Raw genomic sequence first — 21,015 nt, forward strand, 5'->3', positions numbered from 1 at the left:
AAATATGCACTTCGGCTTTGATGAAATGTAAAAAGTTTAAATAAAAAAAGAGGCGATGAAAATGTTGTTAGGTGGAAATGAAACTACGAAAAAAATTGACAGTTTTGCGATAAATGAATTAAAAATACCGAGTATTGTGCTTATGGAAAATGCCGCGATTTCGTTTGTGAAACATATTGATGGAAATGAGAATAATTTTCTTATTATTTGTGGAAAGGGCAATAATGGTGGAGATGGTTATGCGATTGCACGCCAGTTATTTTCAAAGGGGAAAAATGTCAAAATTTTTTGTATTAGTAATGAAGATATGAGTAATGATTGCATGATAAATTATAAAATTTGCAAGAATATGGGAATTAAAATATTTTATGAAATAGAAGAATTGGATAAGTTGCTTTTGGACTGTAATGTTGTTATTGAAGGGATTTTTGGAACAGGATTAAATTCAGAAATAAAAGGAATCTATCGGGAAATTATCGAAAAAACCAATACAGCAAGTAACAATAAGGCTATTTATTCAATTGATATTCCCTCTGGGATTAATGGCGATACTGGTGAAATTATGGGAATTTCAGTCAAAGCTGATATTACAATTTCATTTGTTACTTACAAAAAAGGATTTTTAAATTCAAAAATAAAAGATTACTTAGGAAAAGTTATTATTGAAAATATTGGATTGAATGAAACTAATATCAATCATTTAGTCAAAGAATATTATTTAACACCTGACATGGTAAAAAGTTTTCATATAAAAAGAAATCAGGATTCACATAAGGGCGATTTTGGAAAAGTATTGATTTTTGCTGGAAGCAGTGGATTTTATGGTGCAGGAAATATAGTTGCAAAATCATGTGTGAGAACTGGAGCAGGACTTACTACTGTAATTACTGATAAAAATAACTTTTCATTAAATGTATTTGTGCCAGAAGCTATGAGTTTCCCAATTAATTTTGACAATATAAATGAAAATCTCGAAAAATTAGAAAATGAAATTTCAAACTGCGATGTAATTGCAATTGGGCCAGGAATTGGAAAAAGTCAACAAGCATTTTCAATTTTTGAAAAATTAATCAACATTGAGAAAAACAATAAAGGAAATACAATAAAACTGATATTAGACGCAGATGCCTTAAATTTACTGGCAGAAAACAGGGAACTTTTTGAAAAAATAAGAAATAGAAGCGTTTTGACACCACATTTGGTTGAATTTTCACGACTGACAGGATTTTCGCCAGAAGTAATTAATAAAAATAAATTTGAAATAGCAAAAGAGTTTTCAAAAAAATACGGCATAATTTTGCTATTAAAAGGTAAAAATACCATTATTACAAATGGAGAAGAACTTTTTGCAAACAGTACAGGAAATTCACACATGGCAAACGGTGGAATGGGAGATTGTCTAACAGGAATAATATGTTCACTTGCAGGACAAAAATACGATTTAATGAAATCTGCTAATATTGGAGCATATTTACATGGTAAAATTGCAGATGAATTGGTAAGAAGGCAGTATACTGTGAATGCAACAGATGTGATTGATAATATTTCTAAATATATGAATGAAATTTTTTTATTTAGATAATTAAATTTTAGAATTTTTTTAATTAACAACAAAATATTAAAAAAATATTTGAAAAAACAAAGAAAATGTAGTACAATATTATTATGATAATTTATTTATAATTTTACAATAAAAAAAATAATAAAATAAAAAAGGAAGAAAGGAATAAAAATGGCAATATTTTCTAGTAATAAATCAAAAGATAAAAGAGAAGGTGTGGATATTAGCAGTCAATTTTCTGCAAACAACGAAGAAAACGTGCATGGAGTAAGTACAATTTCAATGGAAACAACAATAACAGGAACTATTGAATCAAACTCTCTATTTAAGATGGACGGTGTCTTAAATGGAGATATTAAAGGGAACAAACTTGTTCATATTGGAAAAACAGGAATAGTAAAAGGAAATGTTACAGCTGAAAATGTAATTGTAGACGGAGAAGTCTCAGGAGAAATTGCAGCTACTAAAGTTGAAATAGGAAGTACTGGAAAAGCTTATGCTACAATAACTTCAGCTTTATTTGTAATTCAGGAAGGCGGTGTATTTGAAGGAAGAAAGAAAATGAAAGTTGCTCTTATAAAGGAAGAATCTAAAAATACATCTACATCAAGTTCTCCAGCTTCAATAGAAAAAAAAGAAGAAAAATCAGAAGAAAAGAAAGAAAAATAGAAAAATTAATAAATGAACAAAGTTATAGCCATTAACTCAAAATTGATATATGAGTTTTTGGCTTTTTTTAATTTTTTACTTATATAATACATAAATTTAAAAATTATAGGTTGAGTATAAAGTGAAATTGTGATAAAATCTAGTAAGTAAGATGATAAAATAAAAAAGGAACGAGATTTAATAATGAAATTTATTACAGAAAATTTATCTGATATAAAGGATATTGTGGAATATAATGATGATTTAGAGTCTATTGATTATGATAAAAATCTTAAAGAAATAAAACGGAATAAAAATATTGTGATTTTGGGGAATTTCGATGGCGTTCACATCGGACATCAGATAATTTTACAAAAAGCTGTGAAGCAAGCTAAAGAAAAAAATTTAAATACAATAGTTTACACTTTTCGTGAATATCCCAAAAATCAGCAGACTAAAATAACGACTTGCTCGGAAAAGGCGTATTTGTTAAATGAAAATGGAATTGATTATCTCTATTTGGAGCAGTTTGAAAAAGTTAGGAATTATACACCTAAAGAGTTTGTAGAAAAAGTCCTTGTGGATATTTTAAATGCGACTGAAGTTTACTGTGGTTTTAATTTTACTTTTGGAAAAGAAAAAGCTGGTAATATTGATACACTTGAAAAACTTTTAACAGAAAAAAATATAAAATTGAATGTACAAGAACCAGTTTTGGATGAAAATGGAGAAATTATAAGCAGTACAAGAGTTAGAAATTATATTAAAGAAGGGAATTTTGAGAAAGTTAGAAAACTTCTTGGGCATAATTTTATTATTCTTGGGGAGGTAATTTATGGAAAGCAACTTGGACGTGTGATAGGTTTTCCTACGGCAAATTTAAGATTTGAAAATAAAATTTATCCTGAATTTGGAGTTTACGGTGTAAAAATATGCATCCAAGACGATGAAAAAGTTTATAATGGAGTTATGAATATTGGTAGAAATCCTACGGTTGATGTGGGTGTACTAAGTGTTGAAACTAATATTTTTGATTTTAATGAAGATATTTACGGAAAAGTTATTTTTATTGAAATTTTGGAAAATATCCGACACGAAAAAAAATTTGAATCAGTGGATGAGTTGAAAGAGCAGATAAGCAAGGACGTAAATTACTGGAAAAATAAAATTTCATACTGGCGTAAGAAATATCAAAAAGAAAAATAGGTAAAATATGGAAAATACAATACAAGTAAAAATTGAAAATTTTGAAGGACCTCTTGATTTACTTATTCATTTAATCGAAAAAAAGAAAATGGATGTAAACGCAATAAATATTTCACAAATAATAGATGATTATTTGAGTTACATTCACGCACAAAAAGAGCTAAACTTAAAAATAAAAATCGAATTTTTAGTAATGGCAACAGATCTCATCGAGATTAAAGCCTATTCAGTGTTAAATAGAGACAAAAAACTTGAAAAAATTGAAAATTTGGAGAAAAAAATAATAGAATACCAACTATTTAAGGAAATTTCAGAATTATTTTCAAAACACGAAAATGAATATAATATTCCATACACAAGAACAGGGACGGAAAGTATGGGATCAGAAATAATAGAATATGATATTTCTAGTTTGAGTTTGGATAATCTATTTAAAAGTCTAAAAAATTTAATTACTTCTAAATTAAATGATAGAAATAAATTTGAAGAAAAAATGATTGTAAATTTGGAGGAAGATGATTATTCAGCTGAAGATGCTTATACTGAAGTTTCTCAGATTATCCAAATTAATAATCAGATAGAATTTAATCATCTGCTAAAAAATAAATTTTCTAAATCTAGAATAGTAACTTTATTTCTCTGCATTTTAGATATGTTTAAAAATGGAGAAATTGATCTAATTGTTGAAGAGAACAATTTTTTTATTAAATCTATGAAAAATTAAGAAAGGAAATTAATTAAATTAATGTTTAAATCTAGTTTTATAGTAATGATTATAAATATGCTAAGCCGTATTTTAGGACTTGTTCGTGAAATGATTATTGGAAGTGTATTTGGCGCAACAGGAATGACAGACGCGTATTTTAGTGCCACAAAAATCCCAAACTTCTTTACAACGTTATTTGGTGAAGGATCTCTTGGTACGGTTTTCATCCCAATTTATAATCGTGGAATTGAAGAACAGGGAAAAGAGAGGACAGATGAATTTGTCTTTTCAGTATTAAATTTAATAGTTGCATTTACATCAACAATGTCAATATTAATGATTTTGTTTTCAAGACAAATTTTAAAAATAACAACAAAGTTTACAGATTCAGAAAGGTTTGAAACAGCCAACATTCTTCTAAAAATAGTTGCTTTTTATTTTTTGTTTATTGCACTTTCTGGAGTAGTATCGTCATTATTGAATAATTATAAAAAGTTTGCAGTTGCAGCTTCAATGGGAATTGTGTTTAATTTGACAATTATCATTGGAACGCTTTTTTTGAAAAATAAAATGGGTATTTACGGCTTAGGAGTTGCATATTTACTATCTGGTGTTTTTCAACTGACTATGATGTTACCACAATTTTTTCAGATAGTAAGAACATACAAATTTACTTTTAATTTAAAAGACGAGTATGTAGTAGAAATGTTTAAATTAATGATTCCAACACTAATTGGCATTTTTGGCTATCAAATAAACGAAATTATAGACAACCGTTATGCAACAATGTTACCAAAAGGAACTGTTAGTGCTTTAAATTATGCCAGTCGTCTATACTTGTTACCAATTGGAGTTTTTGCCATCTCATTATCAGTAGTAATATTTCCTACGTTGTCAAAAGCTGTGATAAAGAACAATATGAAAACAGTACGAAGAGTAGTTCACCAAGGTTTATACATGTTAGCATTTTTAATAGTTCCATCTTCAGTTGTATTATTCGGTTATGCACAGGAAATTGTAGCATTGATTTACAAAAGAGGACATTTTACAACAAAAAGTGTAGTTATAACATCCGAAACATTACAATTTTACGCAATTGGGCTATTATTTTTCTCAACAATACATCTTTTAACAAGAAGCCATTATGTATTTAAAGATAGAACTTTACCTGTAATTTCTTCATTCACAGCAATTGGTATTAATATTATTTTAGATGAGTTATTATATAAACAGTACCTGCACGTTGGACTGACATTCGCAACATCATTTGCTGCAATGGTAAATTTCTTAATCCTATATACTTCGCTTGCAAAAAGATACGTAAAATTACGAACTTTCAAGTATCTTGTAATACTTATTGTTACATTTGCAATTTCAGGATTTTCTTTTTATATTTCCAAAATGGTAAAATTAAATTTGCTTGGAAAATTTGACATCGCAATAAATTTAATGGCATTTGCTGTAATTTACCTGTTAATCTGGCTCATTTTAATTTCAATTTTCAGAAAAGATTTAATTAAAAAAATGCTAAAAAGATTTTTAAACAGAGGTTAAATATGATACAGGAAAAAACTAGATACACAAAGACAGGCAAACGAATAGAAGTCTACGAATTTAAAGCTAAACTGCATCAAAAAGTAGTAATGAGCAAAAATCAGTTTGAAGAACATATTTTTCCAAAACATCCTGAAATCTCTCTGGAAATAATAAAAGAAGTATTAGAAAATCCAGATTTTGTAACAAAGCAGTCAAAATCTCGAAAAGAGCATTTTTATCAAAAAAAAATTGGAAAATTCAATTATTTTGTAGTAATTTCCCAACATAAAAATGTAAAAAATTTAAGATTTGTATTAACGGCCTTCATGGCAAAAGATACAAAGTTTTTGAAAGAAAAAAATATACATTACAGATATAAAAAATAAAAGCCAAATTCAAAATTATTATTTTACTAAATAGGTAAATAATAACAATAATAATTTATAACTTTATATTAAGATTATTAATTAAAAAATTAATACAATGTAAGAAAAAAATCATCGCAATAGAAAGCGTATAAGAGCCTAAAATTAAGTCAGCCATACTTTTTATTGTCGATGATTTTTTATTGCTTAAAATCGTTTATTTTGATTTTTTATATTTTCGTAGAACATAAATCAAATTTTTGTAATTATATATTATAAAATAATTATTATACATGATTTTGAAATTTTAAAAAGTTCTATAAAAGTTCTATTTTTATAACACTAAAATCTTATTTAAATAATAAATTTTTTCTGTTTTTTTATTTAGTAAGTAAAAATAGTTTGAACACTTGCATCTCTACAATATCTGTATCCACTTTTTGCTTTACATCTTTCGAAAGCTTCTCGATAAGCTTTGTCTCCTTCTTTATATAATTTTGGATCAAAAAGTTCACATCCAAAAACACTCATTCCTAACGAAACTAAAAGTAGCAACTTGATTATTCTTTTCATAATAATTCCTCCTGTTTTTATTATTTATAATTTGAAAAAATTATTTATTTAATTTTTCCATTAATTGAGTATTTGCATCCTTATACAAATGAGAATATGTATTTATCGTAGTTTGCAAATTATCGTGTCCCAGTCGCTTGCTGATAGCAGTGATGTCGGCTTGGATAAATAATAAATACGAAGCGTGAGAATGCCTAAAGTCGTGAAGGCGTATTTTTGGCAAATTTGCTTGTAAACTGTATTTCTCTAGAATGTATCTAAGTTGCGAACTTTTTAAATTAAAAATTCTAGCACTATTTATATTTTTTTTATTTTGATTTATTTTTAAAGTTTCAGAAAAATATAATTGTAAATCTGAAATAAGAGTTTCTGGCAACAAAACTTTTCTTATAGAGCCTAGAGTTTTTGGAGTAGTGATATAATCCTTTTTATTTATACGTGAAAAAGTTTTATTCACGTCAATAAATTTTTCTTCCAAATTAACATCATTTTTAGAAAGAGCCAAAAGTTCACCAATTCTAAGTCCGGTCCAAAACAAAATTTTAAATACAATAATAGAATCAGAATATTTTCCATTTTTCTCTTTATTTTTTAACTCTAAAACTTCGATAAACTTTTCAAAATCGTTCAAAGACCAAATTTTCATTTCCGAACGATTTTTCTTACTTCCAAAAGTCCCCATATTTTTGCAAGGATTTTCATTTAGGTTTTGATATTTCGTAGCCCAGTTAAACATACTCTTTAATGCCGCATAAATAGTAGACTTAGAATTTTCACTAAACAGTTGCCCATTTCCGTGTTCCTTTTCCAGCATTTCATTTTGCCATTCCCGAATCATAAAAGGAGTAATTTTATTCACTTCAATTTCACCAAAAAACGGTAAAATATGCAAACGAAAAAACGTTTTTACAGTATTAACCGCAGTAGGCTTATGTCTTTTTCTATAATCTTCAAAATAAAGTTCATATAATGATTGAAATGACATATTCATAGATTTTGCAATCTTTTTCTTAAATTCGTATTCGTATTCCTGAGCCTCTTTTTTCTTCTTAAACCCAGTCTTTTTATACTTTTTATTCACACCTTTATAGTCTTTGGCATAAAACATCGCATACCAAGTCTTTTTATCCGCATTGTAATAAACCGGCACTTCAAAGTTCTCCTTACTTTTATGATTTTCAATATAATTATATCACATTTTTATAATAAATAGAGTTTATAATTTATCATTAAAATTACATAACATACATTATCGGACTAGAATAATTTATTTCAAAATATAATATAATTTCTTAATAATTAAATTAATTAAAATTAATACGTCCGATAAAATACTTTATATTAATTATTGTATTAATATTAATATTATTTTCCAAGTATTATCATTTCATTATAATATATATCATACGTATCTTCTTTTTAACTTAAATTATACAATTCATAAATTAACTCTTGTGGTATTTTCTCATCTAACTTCCATAAAATTCTCATTGGTTTATCTCCATAGCTTTTATAATAATTGGCTTTTCCTAGATAAATAAATGGGTTTGTTTTATTATTATTCATGAATGCATATTTTCTTATAAATATGTAGACATTATACCCTAATTCACTATGGTTTGTAAACATTTTCCCGACACTTGAGTTATGGGCTGTTTTAGGTTGGCTTATCCATTGAATTATGTTGTCAGCAAATAAAGAATTATCGTATTTTAAGTTTTCTTGTAAAATATGGGTCTTGTCAATTGTTGCAAAAAGGCAAATATCCTTGTCTGTATTTGCATAACCTGCTCTCCAGCTGCCTTTTGGCACTTTGGAATCAAGCAAAATTTGGAGTTCTATTCTTTTATATTTTTTGTATGGAATCAGAATATTCTCATTAAATATCGATAAATTATTACTTTTCTTAAATTCTGACAATCCTAAATATAGTAATTCTTTTAGACGAATCTTGAAATTATAATTTGAATTTTGAGAATTATCTAAATTTATAATTTTTAGGTTTATTTTATTGTTATTATTAATTTTATCTATATTTTGAAATATTTTTCTGTAATTTTCAGAGATTTTAAATAAATTATTATTTTTAGAATTTTGTTCTAAAATTTTATCTTCAACTAATTCTCTAAAAATACGGTTTATAACATATTCTTTTTCAAAATCGTTTTTGATATTGAAATAATTTTTATATTCATTAATAGTAATTTCTGAAGTTATAAACTCATTATTTATCAAATAATTTATAATTAAATACGTAAATGGCTCTACAAGCATCAATTTTTTTTCTAAATATGCCAAAAATTCAATTTCTTCTGAATTTAAAGATATTTTATTCATTTTTAAAATTTCAGGATTTTCAAATTGTAATTGTGCATTATAAAATGAGCCTAATTTTAAGGATAATTCTTGAAATAATTCGATATTTGTATCAAAATCACTTACTTTTAAAATTTCATTTTCAGATTTGCCAATTTCTTCTTTATAATCTAAATATAAGTCTTTTAAAATATTTTTAGAACTAAAATTGATTTTTTCAATTTTTTCAATAATACGATTTTGACAAACTCTATCCAGCTCTACGTAGCATGATTTTGGGATATTTGAAAATTGATTTTTTATTTCGTTTATAATTTTTTCTTTTTTAGTAAATAAAGTATCCTTGTTGTCAACTTCGTTTGAAAAATAATTTATTAGCAAGTAATCTTTCTTATGATTTCCAATAAAATCAATAATTGTAACAAAATCTTTATTTTCAGCCTTTCTTAATCCTCTTCCAATTTGCTGTATAAAAATCGTTGAGGACATTGTAGGACGTAAAAATAGCAGTAAATTAATTGTTGGAATGTCAATTCCTTCATTTAAAATATCTACTACACATAAAATTTCAATTTTTTTATTTTTAAATTTGTCTAAAATTTCTGATCTTTCGTTTGAACTTGTATTTGCTGTGATTACAGCGGATTTATAGCTTTTGTTTGTAAATTCTTCTTTCATGAAAAAAGCATGTTCTATATTTTGGCAAAATGCAACAGCACTCAATTTATCGCCATCAAAACCAAACTTATTGATTTTTTCAACAATATAATCGGTACGTGTGTTCAATAATAAATTTTCTAATAACACTTTTTCATTATATTTTCCGTTTTTGTAAGGAATGTTATCATAATTAATCATGTAATCATTTACGCCAAAATAATGAAAAGGGACAATCAAATCCTCTTCCAAAGCCTCTTTTATTCCAATTTCATCAACAACATTATAGTCACAAAGTGAAAGAATATCCTTGCCATCCATACGTTTCGGAGTTGCTGTCAAACCTAGCAAAAATTTACTCTGAAAATACGATAGCGTCTTTAAATAACTGTCTGACATTGAATGATGAAATTCGTCAACTATGATATAATTAAAAAAATCAGGTTTAAATTCGTTGTAACAATTTCTTAATGATTGAATCGAAGCAAAAATCATGCTTTTATTAATTTCTTTTAAGCCACCGTAAATTCTTCCAAATTCATTTTTATCAATTTTGAGAATTCTCGAAAAGACATTTATTGCATTTTCCAGCAATTCTTCACGATGGGCGATAAATAAAAATTTTATATTTAAAATTTTGGACTTGCCCTCATTTGTTTCAAACAATTTATTTTTATTGTTAGAATTAATTTCAAAAAATTGTTTTATATCCATTGCAGCAAGGTAAGTTTTTCCTGTACCAGTTGCAGAAATTACAAGGCCCTTTTTATTGCCGTTTTCTCTTGTTTCCTTCAACTTTTCCAAAACTCTTTTTTGCATGCTGTTTGGAATAAATTCATCTTTTTGTGTTATTTTTGTTTTTCTATAATCAAATGTATTTTGTGTATTTATAGATTTTTTATATTTTTCATATTCATCAATAAAATCTTCTGTCAATTCTATTGCTTCATTACTGTGCCACAATTTCTCAAATTGATTTAACGATTTTTTATAAATATTAAAAAAACTGCTGTCTGTCAGCTTCACATTCCATTCTTCTGCCGAATACAAGGCACTTTGGCTAATATTAGACGAGCCAATTATAACACTATGATATTTTTCCTTTTCAAATAAATATGCTTTTGTGTGAAAACTCTCGCTTGAATTATTGTAAATTTTTACTTTTATATTTTTATACGACAAAAGTTTTCGCAACGCCTTTGAGTCTGTGATATTTAGATAGACAGATGTTATAATTTCCCCTTGAATGCCTTGTTTTTCAAGTTCATCTAAAGTGCTTATTAATAGCTGTATACCTGAGTATTTTATAAAACTTACTATAAAATAGAATTTTTTACAGTTTAATAATTCTTGTTTTAAATAAATAAAAAAATTACGAAACTTTACTTTTTCATTTATAATTAATTCATTTATATTTCCGATTATATCGCTATTTTTTCGTTTTAATGGTAACTCAAAGTGAAAATCAGTATTTTGAGTTTTTATTTTTTCTGATTTATCTGTAAATGCCTGATTTAATAAATACAACTGTTTTTCGGTAAATTCAATAACTTTTTGATAATCATTTTTTCCAATAAAATCAGAAATTTTTTCTGAAAATGTTTCCAGAACTTCAAATTCCAAATTTTCCTTGTATTCGGTTATTTCTAAAAAATTATCATTTTTTTCTTCTGTATTTATTAAATTATTTGGCTCAGATTTTTTGACTAAAATACTCATTTTCACTCCATTTATTTTACTTTAATTATATTTTTTGACTTTACATAAATATTTTTTCAAAAATTATTCTTTTTCTAAAAATTCTAAAATTCGCTTATTTCCGGTCTTATGCTTCATCATCTTGAAGAAAATTCTAAACATTATAAGAACATCGTAATAACTGCCGTGCAGCTGGCTTTCTTCAAACGGGATATTATAATAATTGGCACATTCCATAAGTTTTGGCCATTTGTAATTTCCGTAGGAAGAACCGTTTACTTTGACGATGTCTATATTTGTTAGCATTGTATCAAATTGATTTTGCAAAGGAAAATCTACGAAGCTTCTGTCAAATTTTATGTTATGGGCGACAAAATGGCTTGTGTCCTGACAGAATAAAAAGAAATTATCCATATCTTCCTTAAAAGTCAAAGGATATTCAATTCCTGTATTTTGAATAATATTTTTTCTTTCACTTAAAATTACATCGTCTGTCAAGCCATTTACACTAACTGCCCCTTCATTTAACTCTTCGCCTTCATTTCTGAAATAAAACCTGTTAAATTCAGATACTTTTTTCCATTTATTTCTTTCTTCTCCAGTATTTTCAGAATTATAATTCACTTTTATTGCAGACATTGACAAAACAGAACTTCCCTGAAATCCATTTGTTTCCACATCAAAAAATATTATATTCTTATTTAGTTTTTTTTCTTTGTTCACTTTTTTCTCTTTTCCTTATATTTTTACACAAGATATAAAAAATTAATCATTTAATTTTAATACTGATAAAAACGCCTCTTGCGGTATTTCTACATTTCCAATTGCCTTCATACGTTTTTTACCTTCTTTTTGTTTTTCTAATAATTTTTTCTTACGTGTAATATCTCCACCATAACATTTTGCAAGTACATTCTTTCTAAGTGCCTTAATTGTTTCCCTTGCAATTATTTTTGTACCCAATGCGGCCTGCAATGGTATTTCAAACTGCTGTCTTGGAATTACATCTTTTAATTTTTCAACGATTGCACGCCCTCTGTAATAGGCATTATCTTTATGAGCAATGAATGAAAAGGCATCTACTGGATTTCCGCTTACCAAAATATCCACTTTTACCAAGTCTGATTCCTTGTATCCAATCATTTCATATTCAAATGAAGCATACCCTTTTGTACGTGATTTTAATTTATCATAAAAATCAATTACTATTTCTGCAAGCGGTAAGTCGTAGCTTATCATTGTACGAGTTTCATCAAGGTAATTCATATTAAGGAAAGTTCCTCTTTTTTCCTGACAAAGCTCCATTACATTTCCAACATAATCCTTTGGAACAATAATTGTACCTTTTACATAAGGCTCTTCAATGTATTTTTTCCCTTCTGGAAATTCTGCAGGGTTGTCAATTACAATCATTTCCCCTTGTTCAGGTGTTACGTTATATTTAACCGATGGTGCTGTTGAAATCAAGTCAATGTTAAATTCACGACGCAATCTTTCTACAACTATTTCCATGTGCAAAAGCCCTAAGAATCCACATCTGAATCCAAATCCCAATGCAAGTGAAGTCTCTGGGGCATAAGATAACGAAGCATCATTCAACTGTAATTTTTCCAATGCTTCCCTTAAATCTTCATAATCATCTGTTGAAACTGGATAAATTCCCGCAAAAACCATGCTTAATGCAGGACGGTATCCTTCAAGAGCTGTATCTGTCGGATTTTTTACATGTGTAATTGTATCCCCAACTTGTGTATCTTTGATTGACTTAATTCCCGTAATAATATATCCAACTGAGCCAACTGTCAATTCATCAACTTCCTTCATTTTAGGTGAGAAAATTCCAACTTCCAATACGTCAAATTCCTTTTCGGTAGACATAATTTTAATTCTGTCTCCTTTTGCAATTTTCCCCTCGATTATTCTAATGTACGTTATAACTCCTCTAAAATCATCATAATGCGAGTCAAAAATTAACGCCTTCAAAGGATTGTTAATTTCTCCTTTAGGTGCAGGAATATGCTCAATAATTGATTCCAGCAAATCTTCAATTCCGAATCCAGTTTTTCCAGAAACAAGAACAGCATCATCTGCTGGAAGCCCAATAACTTCCTCTATTTCCAGCTTAACCTTATCAGGATCTGCTGAAGGCAAGTCAATTTTATTTATTACAGGCAATATTTCCAAATCATTTTCCAAAGCCAAATACACATTTGCCAATGTCTGTGCTTCAATTCCCTGTGCAGCGTCAACTACAAGCAAGGCCCCGTCACAAGCTGCAAGCGATCTTGATACTTCGTAAATAAAGTCAACGTGACCTGGTGTATCAATTAAATTTAATTCATAAGTTTCCCCATTTCGAGCCTTATATTTCAACGTAACTGCCTGTGCCTTAATCGTTATCCCTTTTTCCCTTTCTAAATCCATGCTATCCAGCAGCTGATCCACCATTTCCCTTTGCGTTACAGTTCCTGTCTGCTCCAAAAGCCTGTCCGCAATAGTGGATTTTCCATGATCAATATGTGCTATTATCGAAAAATTTCTTTTATTTTTTTGATCCAACATTTATATTGTTTCCTCCGTTTACTCGTTTATTATCTTCTTTGTTATATTTTTAAAATGAGTAACTATTCTATCCGAACCTAGTTACTCAGCAATATATATATTATATAATAATTTTGCATTTTTTCATAGTCTTTGTGAAAAATATTTTACCAAAATTCAGTTATTTTTTATATTTTATTCCAATTTATAGTAAAATCATCTTAAAATCAGGAATAAAAATTATATTTGCATCTCTTAAATTATACTTATTTCTTAACAAGGGGGCTTGACCTCTTGCATGTAAAATTTATAACGAAGCTATTATTTTAATGGAGAATAGTATTATTTAACTTTTAACTGATTACCAGATTGAAAAATAAAATAATTTACATTTGACAAAAATTCTCTAAAATATGATTTTGGTATGGAAATAATCGGTGTTTTCGCTGGAAGTCCGTAAATTTCATAATTTTCGTTGTCAAACCCAACTTTTCTAGCAATATTTTTAGAACGGAAAATATGATAATCGTTTGTTGCAATCAATACTTTCACTTTTTGATTTTTTTCATTATTACTTGCAGCTTTTTTGCCATTTTCAATATCTCTTATCTTCTCAAGACTAAACCTAAAATTCTCAACAGTATTCTTAGATTTGTCTTCCAAAACAATTCTATCCTCACTAATTCCATTTTTCAAAAGTTCCCTTTTTATAGCCAATCCTTCTGCCACATTTTCATTTTTCCCTTGTCCACCAGTTGCAATAACCTTAACTTCTGGATTTTTCTTTAAATACTCAGTTGCAGCCTTTATCCTTTCCATAAGTGATTTAGTCGGCTTTTCTCCTTTTACTCTTGCTCCCAGTATTATTACATAATCTACTTTTTTATTTTCATTTACGGATTTTCTATCATTTATATATTCTTTTATTATGAAATATTGTACAAAGCAAAATAAAAAAATAAATATGATGATAGAAATTTTTATTAATGTTATAATTGTATTCTTCATAAATTTTCGTTTTTAAAAGTATCCTTTCTTAAAATAAAGGCTGTTCCATTTCTGAAACAACCACTATAAAATAATTATTCTTTCACGATAGCTGTAAAATCACTCCAGTCCTCAACTTTAAAAGCTCTTTTAAATATTTTACAACAATATTTTAGTACATTTTACCATAATTGTCAATTTTTTGTTTTTATTTTTTATTGATGTTTTATTTAAAAAATATTATAATAAATTATATAAAAACTATTGAAATATTTAAAAAAGGGGAAAAGATGAAAATGAGAATCAAAAAAATAAAAGATAATTTTTATGAAGAGTTAAGAATGAATAAATATGATTTGTTAGTAAATGTAATTAATGAAATAGGTAATTTTCCATATATAATGTCAGATATATATTTGAATAATGAAAAAATAAGAAGTGGAGAATATCAAGGATTAGGTATAAATATCGGGTGGAATGATGAAGATGAGACAGCATTGTATATTTTTGAATATGAAAATGAAATAGAAGATATAGAAAGGATATATTATACTTATGAAGAGATGTTATGTTATCTTTTAATGTATCACTTGCAACATATGAATGAATATTCTGATATGATAGCTTTTGTAGAGCAGGAATTTTTAAATTATGTCAATCATATAGATGAATCAAAAAAATATAAAATAAATATGGATTTAAATAGTATATTTGAAAGAGACAGATTAAGAAATTTTTTAATTAATTATGCCAAAAAAGAAAATCAATACAATATCGGAGCTATAAATTTTCATAAAAAATATATAGGATATTCAGATATAAATATATTGAAGAAGTTTCTATCATATTTATTAGGGAAAGATGTATTAAAAGAGTTTTTATCTAATCCACAAAAAAAAATTGGAATAAATCTAAAAAATTATTTTATTGATGATGGATATAATGAAATTTATAAGTTAACTATAGACAAATTGAGTATAAATATTGAATATTACTGTAGAGGTATGGAGTTTAATGGAAATTTGTTAGTTGGAGAACATGGAATATTTTATGGAGATAGAAAAAGTTCTGATAAGTATATCAGTGATTTTATAACAAAAAAAGAAGCAGAAATGTTAATTCAAAAGAAATATAGAAGAGAAAAAGAAAATGTAGAAATAGTTTCTAAAAAAGATTTTTTAAAAGAACTTGAAGTTATTGTTAATGCTTATGAAGATATTTATAATGATAATGAAATTCAGAAAATGTTTGAAACCTTTAAAGAAAATTTTTAAATAAACATAAATTATCTTACAAAAAAGGATAGATGGCATTCTCAGATGAAAAGTGGAAAAGGGCAAGTTCATTATTTAATCGAGGTCGATGATGAATAAATTATGGATCGATGATGGCTGGGCAGATTATTTATATTGGCAATCTCAAGATAAAAAAAACTTTAAAAAGGATTAACGAACTCATAAAAGATATTGAAAGAAATGGAGCATTGAATGGAATAGGCAAACCTGAAGCTTTGAAATATAGAAAAGGATTTAGTCGAAGAATTGATGAAACTAACAGGCTTGTTTACGCTATTAATGAAAATGGAATTTTATGGATAATTTCTTGTAGAGGACATTATTAAAATTATTTTTTGCCAATTAAAAAGAGTGGATAATACCACTCTTTTCTTTAACACAAATATACTGATGAATTACAGACATTTAATTTACTGATTTTCAAATCCGCCTGTATAAAGCTGATAATAAGTTCCTTTTTGTGCAATCAGTTCATCGTGATTTCCACGTTCGATAATTTTTCCTTGATCAAGTACCATTATTACATCGGAATTTTTGATAGTTGAAAGCCTGTGGGCAATTACAAATACCGTTCTTCCCACCATCAACTTATCCATTCCTTCCTGCACGATTTTTTCTGTTCTTGTATCGATGCTTGAAGTTGCTTCATCCAGAATTAAGACTGGCGGATTGGCGATTGCTGCTCTTGCTATTGACAATAATTGCCGTTGTCCTTGTGAAAGGCTGGAACCGTCACCGCTTAAGTAAGTGTCATAGCCTTGTGGCAAGTGTCTTATAAAGTGATCGGCATTGGCAAGTTTTGCGGCTGCATGCACTTCTTCATCTGTAGCATCAAGTTTTCCGTATCTGATATTGTCGGCAACTGTTCCAGAAAATAAGTGTGTGTCCTGCAATACAATTCCAAGCGATTCTCTTAAATCCTGTTTTTTTATTTTCTCAATATTAATACCATCATATCGGATTTTTCCAGAATTAATATCGTAAAATCTGTTAATTAAGTTTGTAATTGTAGTTTTCCCAGCTCCTGTTGCACCCACAAATGCAATTTTTTCTCCTGGCTTTGCATAAAGATTAATATTATGAAGTATTGTCTTTTCATCATTGTATCCAAATGTTACATCTTCAAAAACAACATCTCCCATCAGTCTTTCATAAGAAATCGTTCCGTCAGAATGTGGATATTTCCAAGCCCATGCACCTGTGTGCTTTTCGGTTTCTGTAATATTTCCATTTTCATCAATATTTGCGTTTACAAGAGTTATATAGCCGTTATCTTGTTCAGGTGTCTGATCTAGCAGGTTAAATACCCTTTGAGCTCCAGCCGATGCCAATATTACTGATGTTAATTGCTGTGCAATTTGTGAAACAGGCTGATTTATTACTTTTATAAACTGCAAAAACGATACAAGTCCACCGATTGTAAAACCTGCAATATTATTAAACACAATTATTGATCCAAGAACTGCTGTAAGTACAAAGTTTATATTTCCAAGATTCCCTACAGCAGGACCTAGAATATTTGCAAATTTCATAGCATTGTTCGCTCTGTTAAATAATGCCGTATTCAGCTTATTAAAACGTTCATCAGCCTTTTTCTCGTACGAAAATACTTTTACAACTTTCAATCCTTCTATCATTTCTTCCACATATCCATTAACAATCCCGATATTTCTTTGTTGAGCAGTATAGTTTTTTGAACTTTTTGAAGAAATAGTTTTTGTTGTGATAATCATAATTGTAATCATTACTACTACAAAAATTGTTAGCGGAATATTTAATATAAACATTGAAATAAGGACACTTACAATTGTTATAATTGAAGATATTACTTGAGATAAACTTTCTACTAACATATTTCTTAAAGCGTCAATATCACTTGAATAGACACTCATTATATCTCCATGTGCATTTGTATCAAAATATTTTATAGGAAGCGATTCCATATGTATAAATACATCATCTCTTAATCTTTTCAATGTTCCCTGTGCAACGTAAATCATAAATATTTCATAAATATATGTACAAATTACAGCTCCGCCATATATGACTGCCATTTTTAAAATTAGGCTCACAAGCTCTTTGATAAAGTTAGGATTATTTTTACCAATGTTAGGAATAATGATTCCATCAATCAATTCTTTTGAATACATTGTCCCAATAACCATTCCAAATGAACTCAAACAAATAAATACAATAACAAATAGCGTCTGTATTTTATAATGCTTAAACATATATCCAAGTAATCGAATTAATCCTTTTAGCTGATTTCGTGATTGCGAATTTTCAGTTTTTTTATTTTTACTCATTACTTATCACTCCCTTCTGTCTGGGATTCATAAACTTCACGGTATATCTTGCTTGTTTTAAGCAGTTCATCGTGTGTTCCTGCCGCTGTGATAATTCCATCTTCCAAAACTAATATTTTATCAGAATCTTTTATTGATGATACTCTTTGACCAATAATAATTTTTGTAATGTGTGACAATTCATTTTTGAAGGCTTCCCTTATTAATTTATCCGTCTTTGTGTCAACTGCACTTGTAGAATCATCTAAAATCAATATTTTTGGAGATTTCAGTAAGGCTCTAGCTATACACAGCCTTTGTCTTTGCCCTCCAGACACATTCGCTCCGCCACGTTCAATACGAGTATCATATTTTTTAGGAAATTTCTGAATAAACTCATCAGCTTGTGCCAATTTACAGGCATGTTCCATTTCCTCATCAGTTGCATTTTCATTTCCCCAACGTAAATTATCCTTTATAGTTCCTGAAAAAAGCACATTTTTTTGAAGAACCATCGCCACATTATCCCTAAGCGTCTTTATATCATAATCCTTTACATTTACGCCGCCAACCAAAAGTTCCCCATCCAGAACATCATACAATCTTGGAATTAACTGAACAAGAGCTGATTTTGCACTTCCAGTTCCCCCGATAATTCCAATAGTTTCTCCAGACTTTATTTCCAGATTTATTTTTGTCAAATTCAGCACATTGGGATTATTACTGTAACTGAAATCCACATTTTTAAATACTATTGAACCATCTTTTACCTCTGTTATCCCATTTTCAGGATTTTTAATGCTTGGCTCCTCATCCAGCACCATAACAATTCTATCTCCAGACGCTCTTGAAAACACGATATTCACAAGCATCATTGCAAGCATAAGAAGGCTCATAAGAATATTAGTTGTATAAGCAAAAAGACTTGTAAGCTGACCAGTCGTGAGCTCATTTACAACAATCATCTTTGCTCCAAACCATGAAAGCATTAAAATACATCCAAATACCGTTATCTGCATTACAGGAGACACAAATATTATAATCTTTTCTCCTTTTAAAATCATATTTTTCAAACTTTCAGTAGCTTTCTTAAATTTATTAGTTTCATATTTTTCACGGATATACGCTTTTACAACACGAATACCATTAATGTTTTCCTGAAGGCTAGAATTTATGTCATCATACTTTTTAATTGCAGCTGTAAAAATTGGATGTACCTTAAAAATAACAAAGACTAAAAAACTTCCTAAAAACAAAACTGCAACAATAAATATCATTGACAACTTTGGACTTATCATAAACGACATAAATATTGCTACGCACATCATAAGTGGAGCTCTTACAAATCCTCTGATTAACATCTGAAATGAATTCTGAATGTTATTAACATCTGTTGTAAATCTTGTAATCAATCCAGCTGTAGAAAATTTATCAATATTAGTGAATGAAAAGTACTGTATCTTAGAAAATAAATCCTTTCTCAAGTTTTTAGCAAATCCAGCCGAAGCATAAGAAGCATATTTACTGGCCTGTATTCCGCATAACAACGACAACATAGCCACTCCAAATGTTGCAAGTCCCATTATAACAATGAACTTCATATCTCCCTTGCCATCATTTCCATTTAGTCCACTATCAATAATTACAGCCATAAGTGTTGGAATAAGCATTTCAAAAATAACTTCTATTCCAATAAATATTGGCGAAATTAACGCACTTCTTTTATACTCCCCAAGACGGGAAAATAGTTTTTTTAACATATAAATAAACACCTCTCTTTTCTTAATTATAAAAATTTAAAAGCACGAAACTTATTAAAGAAAGAAATACTTATCTTCATTAATAAATTTCAGTGCTTTTTATTTGTTAGTATAATTAAACAAAATTACCTAGATATCTAAATGTTCCATAAAATATCTTATTTGCAATCTCCACCAATCCCAGTCATGAGCTACATCGTAACCCCAAAAATCATTCCATGCTGGAACTTCTTTTTCATAAAGAATGTCTGCAAGTTCTCTGTTACTCGGAAGAAGTTCTCCTTCCCAAGCTCCTTGTCCAATGCACACTATGATATTTTTCTGTCTGTAAATATCCAAATAAGGATGATCCCATGGCATATTTCTTAAAAAGTCAACAACAGAATTGTTATATACAAGATCATCCTTGTAATCTCCAAAAAACATTGCCGCATCAAACATTCCGCTTAAGGAAATCAATGTGTCAAATAAGTCGGGTCTTCTAAAAAATGCTATTCCCGCATGAGCTCCTCCCATGCTGCATCCTGTAACAATAATATCATTTCTCCAAGAAATATCCCATATTCTTGGAACAAATTCATTTGTAATATAATTAAAATATTTCTCTTGCATTTCTATTCTATGTCTTGGGTCTCCGTGAATGTCTGACCAGCTCTCAGTATCAACACTGCCAACACAGAATAATTGCAGTCTTCCTTGCTCGATGTAATCTGACAGTACATTTACCATTCCAAATTCTTCATACTGATTGCAAGTTCCATCTTGTGAAGGAAAAACTAAAACAGGCTTTCCTGAATGTCCATATCTTATGAATTCCATTTCTCTTCCTAAATTATGGCTGTACTCTTTTTTGTATTCTATTTGCATTCTTTCTCCTTGTA

Annotated in this window: 16 protein-coding genes and 1 pseudogene; 8 read left to right on the forward strand and 9 right to left on the reverse strand. The window is 28.3% G+C overall.

The features are described 5' to 3' along the window. Nucleotides 1–55 precede the first annotated feature (55 nt). The 6 genes from QU666_RS06870 to QU666_RS06895 all read left to right on the forward strand — a co-directional run bounded on the left by QU666_RS06870 (nt 56) and on the right by QU666_RS06895 (nt 6,043). The gene (locus QU666_RS06870) at nt 56–1,582 is read left to right on the forward strand and encodes a bifunctional ADP-dependent NAD(P)H-hydrate dehydratase/NAD(P)H-hydrate epimerase (RefSeq protein ID WP_021768676.1); all 1,527 of its coding nucleotides are present in this window, start codon (nt 56–58) and stop codon (nt 1,580–1,582) included. 150 nt (nt 1,583–1,732) lie between these two features. Continuing rightward, the gene (locus QU666_RS06875; protein WP_021768677.1) at nt 1,733–2,230 is read left to right on the forward strand and encodes a polymer-forming cytoskeletal protein; all 498 of its coding nucleotides are present in this window, start codon (nt 1,733–1,735) and stop codon (nt 2,228–2,230) included. Between the two features lie 183 nt (nt 2,231–2,413). Next, the gene (locus QU666_RS06880) at nt 2,414–3,415 is read left to right on the forward strand and encodes a bifunctional riboflavin kinase/FAD synthetase (RefSeq protein ID WP_021768678.1); all 1,002 of its coding nucleotides are present in this window, start codon (nt 2,414–2,416) and stop codon (nt 3,413–3,415) included. Between the two features lie 7 nt (nt 3,416–3,422). Continuing rightward, nucleotides 3,423–4,139, forward strand: coding sequence for a ScpA family protein (locus tag QU666_RS06885; protein ID WP_021768679.1), 717 nt, complete (start codon nt 3,423–3,425; stop codon nt 4,137–4,139). 21 nt (nt 4,140–4,160) lie between these two features. Then, complete coding sequence (gene murJ, locus QU666_RS06890) at nt 4,161–5,675, forward strand: murein biosynthesis integral membrane protein MurJ (protein WP_021768680.1); 1,515 nt, start codon at nt 4,161–4,163, stop codon at nt 5,673–5,675. 2 nt (nt 5,676–5,677) lie between these two features. Further along, a complete protein-coding gene (locus QU666_RS06895) occupies nt 5,678–6,043 on the forward strand; it encodes a hypothetical protein (RefSeq protein ID WP_021768681.1) in 366 nt (121 codons plus the stop codon). A gap of 363 nt (nt 6,044–6,406) precedes the next feature. Here the strand turns inward: QU666_RS06895 and QU666_RS06900 are convergent, their stop codons facing one another. The 6 genes from QU666_RS06900 to QU666_RS06925 all read right to left on the reverse strand — a co-directional run bounded on the left by QU666_RS06900 (nt 6,407) and on the right by QU666_RS06925 (nt 14,815). Continuing rightward, nucleotides 6,407–6,595, reverse strand: coding sequence for a hypothetical protein (locus QU666_RS06900; RefSeq protein WP_021768682.1), 189 nt, complete (start codon nt 6,593–6,595; stop codon nt 6,407–6,409). A 40-nt stretch (nt 6,596–6,635) separates the two neighbouring features. Beyond that, complete coding sequence (locus tag QU666_RS06905; protein WP_021768683.1) at nt 6,636–7,745, reverse strand: site-specific integrase; 1,110 nt, start codon at nt 7,743–7,745, stop codon at nt 6,636–6,638. A gap of 269 nt (nt 7,746–8,014) precedes the next feature. Further along, on the reverse strand, nt 8,015–11,287 hold the full coding sequence (locus QU666_RS06910) for a DUF3427 domain-containing protein (protein ID WP_021768584.1): 3,273 nt from the start codon (nt 11,285–11,287) through the stop codon (nt 8,015–8,017). 63 nt (nt 11,288–11,350) lie between these two features. Further along, a complete protein-coding gene (locus QU666_RS06915; protein WP_021768583.1) occupies nt 11,351–11,989 on the reverse strand; it encodes a 3'-5' exonuclease in 639 nt (212 codons plus the stop codon). Nucleotides 11,990–12,031: 42 nt separating this feature from the next. Next, on the reverse strand, nt 12,032–13,828 hold the full coding sequence (lepA, locus tag QU666_RS06920) for a translation elongation factor 4 (protein ID WP_021768582.1): 1,797 nt from the start codon (nt 13,826–13,828) through the stop codon (nt 12,032–12,034). Between the two features lie 321 nt (nt 13,829–14,149). Beyond that, entirely contained in the window at nt 14,150–14,815 is a 666-nt protein-coding gene (locus QU666_RS06925; protein ID WP_021768581.1) for a YdcF family protein, read from the reverse strand. Nucleotides 14,816–15,090: 275 nt separating this feature from the next. Here QU666_RS06925 and QU666_RS06930 point away from each other — a divergent pair, with 275 nt between their 5' ends. Continuing rightward, nucleotides 15,091–16,068, forward strand: a complete 978-nt coding sequence (locus QU666_RS06930) for a hypothetical protein (RefSeq protein ID WP_036071270.1) — start codon at nt 15,091–15,093, stop codon at nt 16,066–16,068. 88 nt (nt 16,069–16,156) lie between these two features. Further along, a pseudogene (locus tag QU666_RS06935) lies at nt 16,157–16,415 on the forward strand (Txe/YoeB family addiction module toxin). Between the two features lie 84 nt (nt 16,416–16,499). Here the strand turns inward: QU666_RS06935 and QU666_RS06940 are convergent. The 3 genes from QU666_RS06940 to QU666_RS06950 all read right to left on the reverse strand — a co-directional run bounded on the left by QU666_RS06940 (nt 16,500) and on the right by QU666_RS06950 (nt 21,001). Next, a complete protein-coding gene (locus QU666_RS06940) occupies nt 16,500–18,395 on the reverse strand; it encodes an ABC transporter ATP-binding protein (RefSeq protein WP_021769577.1) in 1,896 nt (631 codons plus the stop codon). Further along, on the reverse strand, nt 18,395–20,134 hold the full coding sequence (locus tag QU666_RS06945; protein ID WP_021769578.1) for an ABC transporter ATP-binding protein: 1,740 nt from the start codon (nt 20,132–20,134) through the stop codon (nt 18,395–18,397). The genes QU666_RS06940 and QU666_RS06945 overlap by 1 nt, the downstream gene beginning before the upstream one ends. A gap of 129 nt (nt 20,135–20,263) precedes the next feature. Then, nucleotides 20,264–21,001 carry an esterase family protein gene (locus tag QU666_RS06950; protein ID WP_021769579.1) on the reverse strand — a complete coding sequence of 246 codons (738 nt, stop codon included), beginning with the start codon at nt 20,999–21,001 and terminating at the stop codon, nt 20,264–20,266. Nucleotides 21,002–21,015: the final 14 nt, after the last annotated feature.

The sequence above is a fragment of the Leptotrichia sp. HMT-225 genome, assembly GCF_030644325.1.
Lineage (GTDB): Bacteria > Fusobacteriota > Fusobacteriia > Fusobacteriales > Leptotrichiaceae > Leptotrichia > Leptotrichia massiliensis.

Coding starts and splice junctions, on each gene's coding strand:
- QU666_RS06870 (WP_021768676.1), top strand. CDS start 56: ATGAAAATGTTGTTAGGTGGAAATGAAACTACGAAAAAAATTGACAGT.
- QU666_RS06875 (WP_021768677.1), top strand. CDS start 1,733: ATGGCAATATTTTCTAGTAATAAATCAAAAGATAAAAGAGAAGGTGTG.
- QU666_RS06880 (WP_021768678.1), top strand. CDS start 2,414: ATGAAATTTATTACAGAAAATTTATCTGATATAAAGGATATTGTGGAA.
- QU666_RS06885 (WP_021768679.1), top strand. CDS start 3,423: ATGGAAAATACAATACAAGTAAAAATTGAAAATTTTGAAGGACCTCTT.
- murJ (WP_021768680.1), top strand. CDS start 4,161: ATGTTTAAATCTAGTTTTATAGTAATGATTATAAATATGCTAAGCCGT.
- QU666_RS06895 (WP_021768681.1), top strand. CDS start 5,678: ATGATACAGGAAAAAACTAGATACACAAAGACAGGCAAACGAATAGAA.
- QU666_RS06900 (WP_021768682.1), bottom strand. CDS start 6,595: ATGAAAAGAATAATCAAGTTGCTACTTTTAGTTTCGTTAGGAATGAGT.
- QU666_RS06910 (WP_021768584.1), bottom strand. CDS start 11,287: ATGAGTATTTTAGTCAAAAAATCTGAGCCAAATAATTTAATAAATACA.
- lepA (WP_021768582.1), bottom strand. CDS start 13,828: ATGTTGGATCAAAAAAATAAAAGAAATTTTTCGATAATAGCACATATT.
- QU666_RS06925 (WP_021768581.1), bottom strand. CDS start 14,815: ATGAAGAATACAATTATAACATTAATAAAAATTTCTATCATCATATTT.
- QU666_RS06930 (WP_036071270.1), top strand. CDS start 15,091: ATGAGAATCAAAAAAATAAAAGATAATTTTTATGAAGAGTTAAGAATG.
- QU666_RS06940 (WP_021769577.1), bottom strand. CDS start 18,395: ATGAGTAAAAATAAAAAAACTGAAAATTCGCAATCACGAAATCAGCTA.
- QU666_RS06945 (WP_021769578.1), bottom strand. CDS start 20,134: ATGTTAAAAAAACTATTTTCCCGTCTTGGGGAGTATAAAAGAAGTGCG.
- QU666_RS06950 (WP_021769579.1), bottom strand. CDS start 21,001: ATGCAAATAGAATACAAAAAAGAGTACAGCCATAATTTAGGAAGAGAA.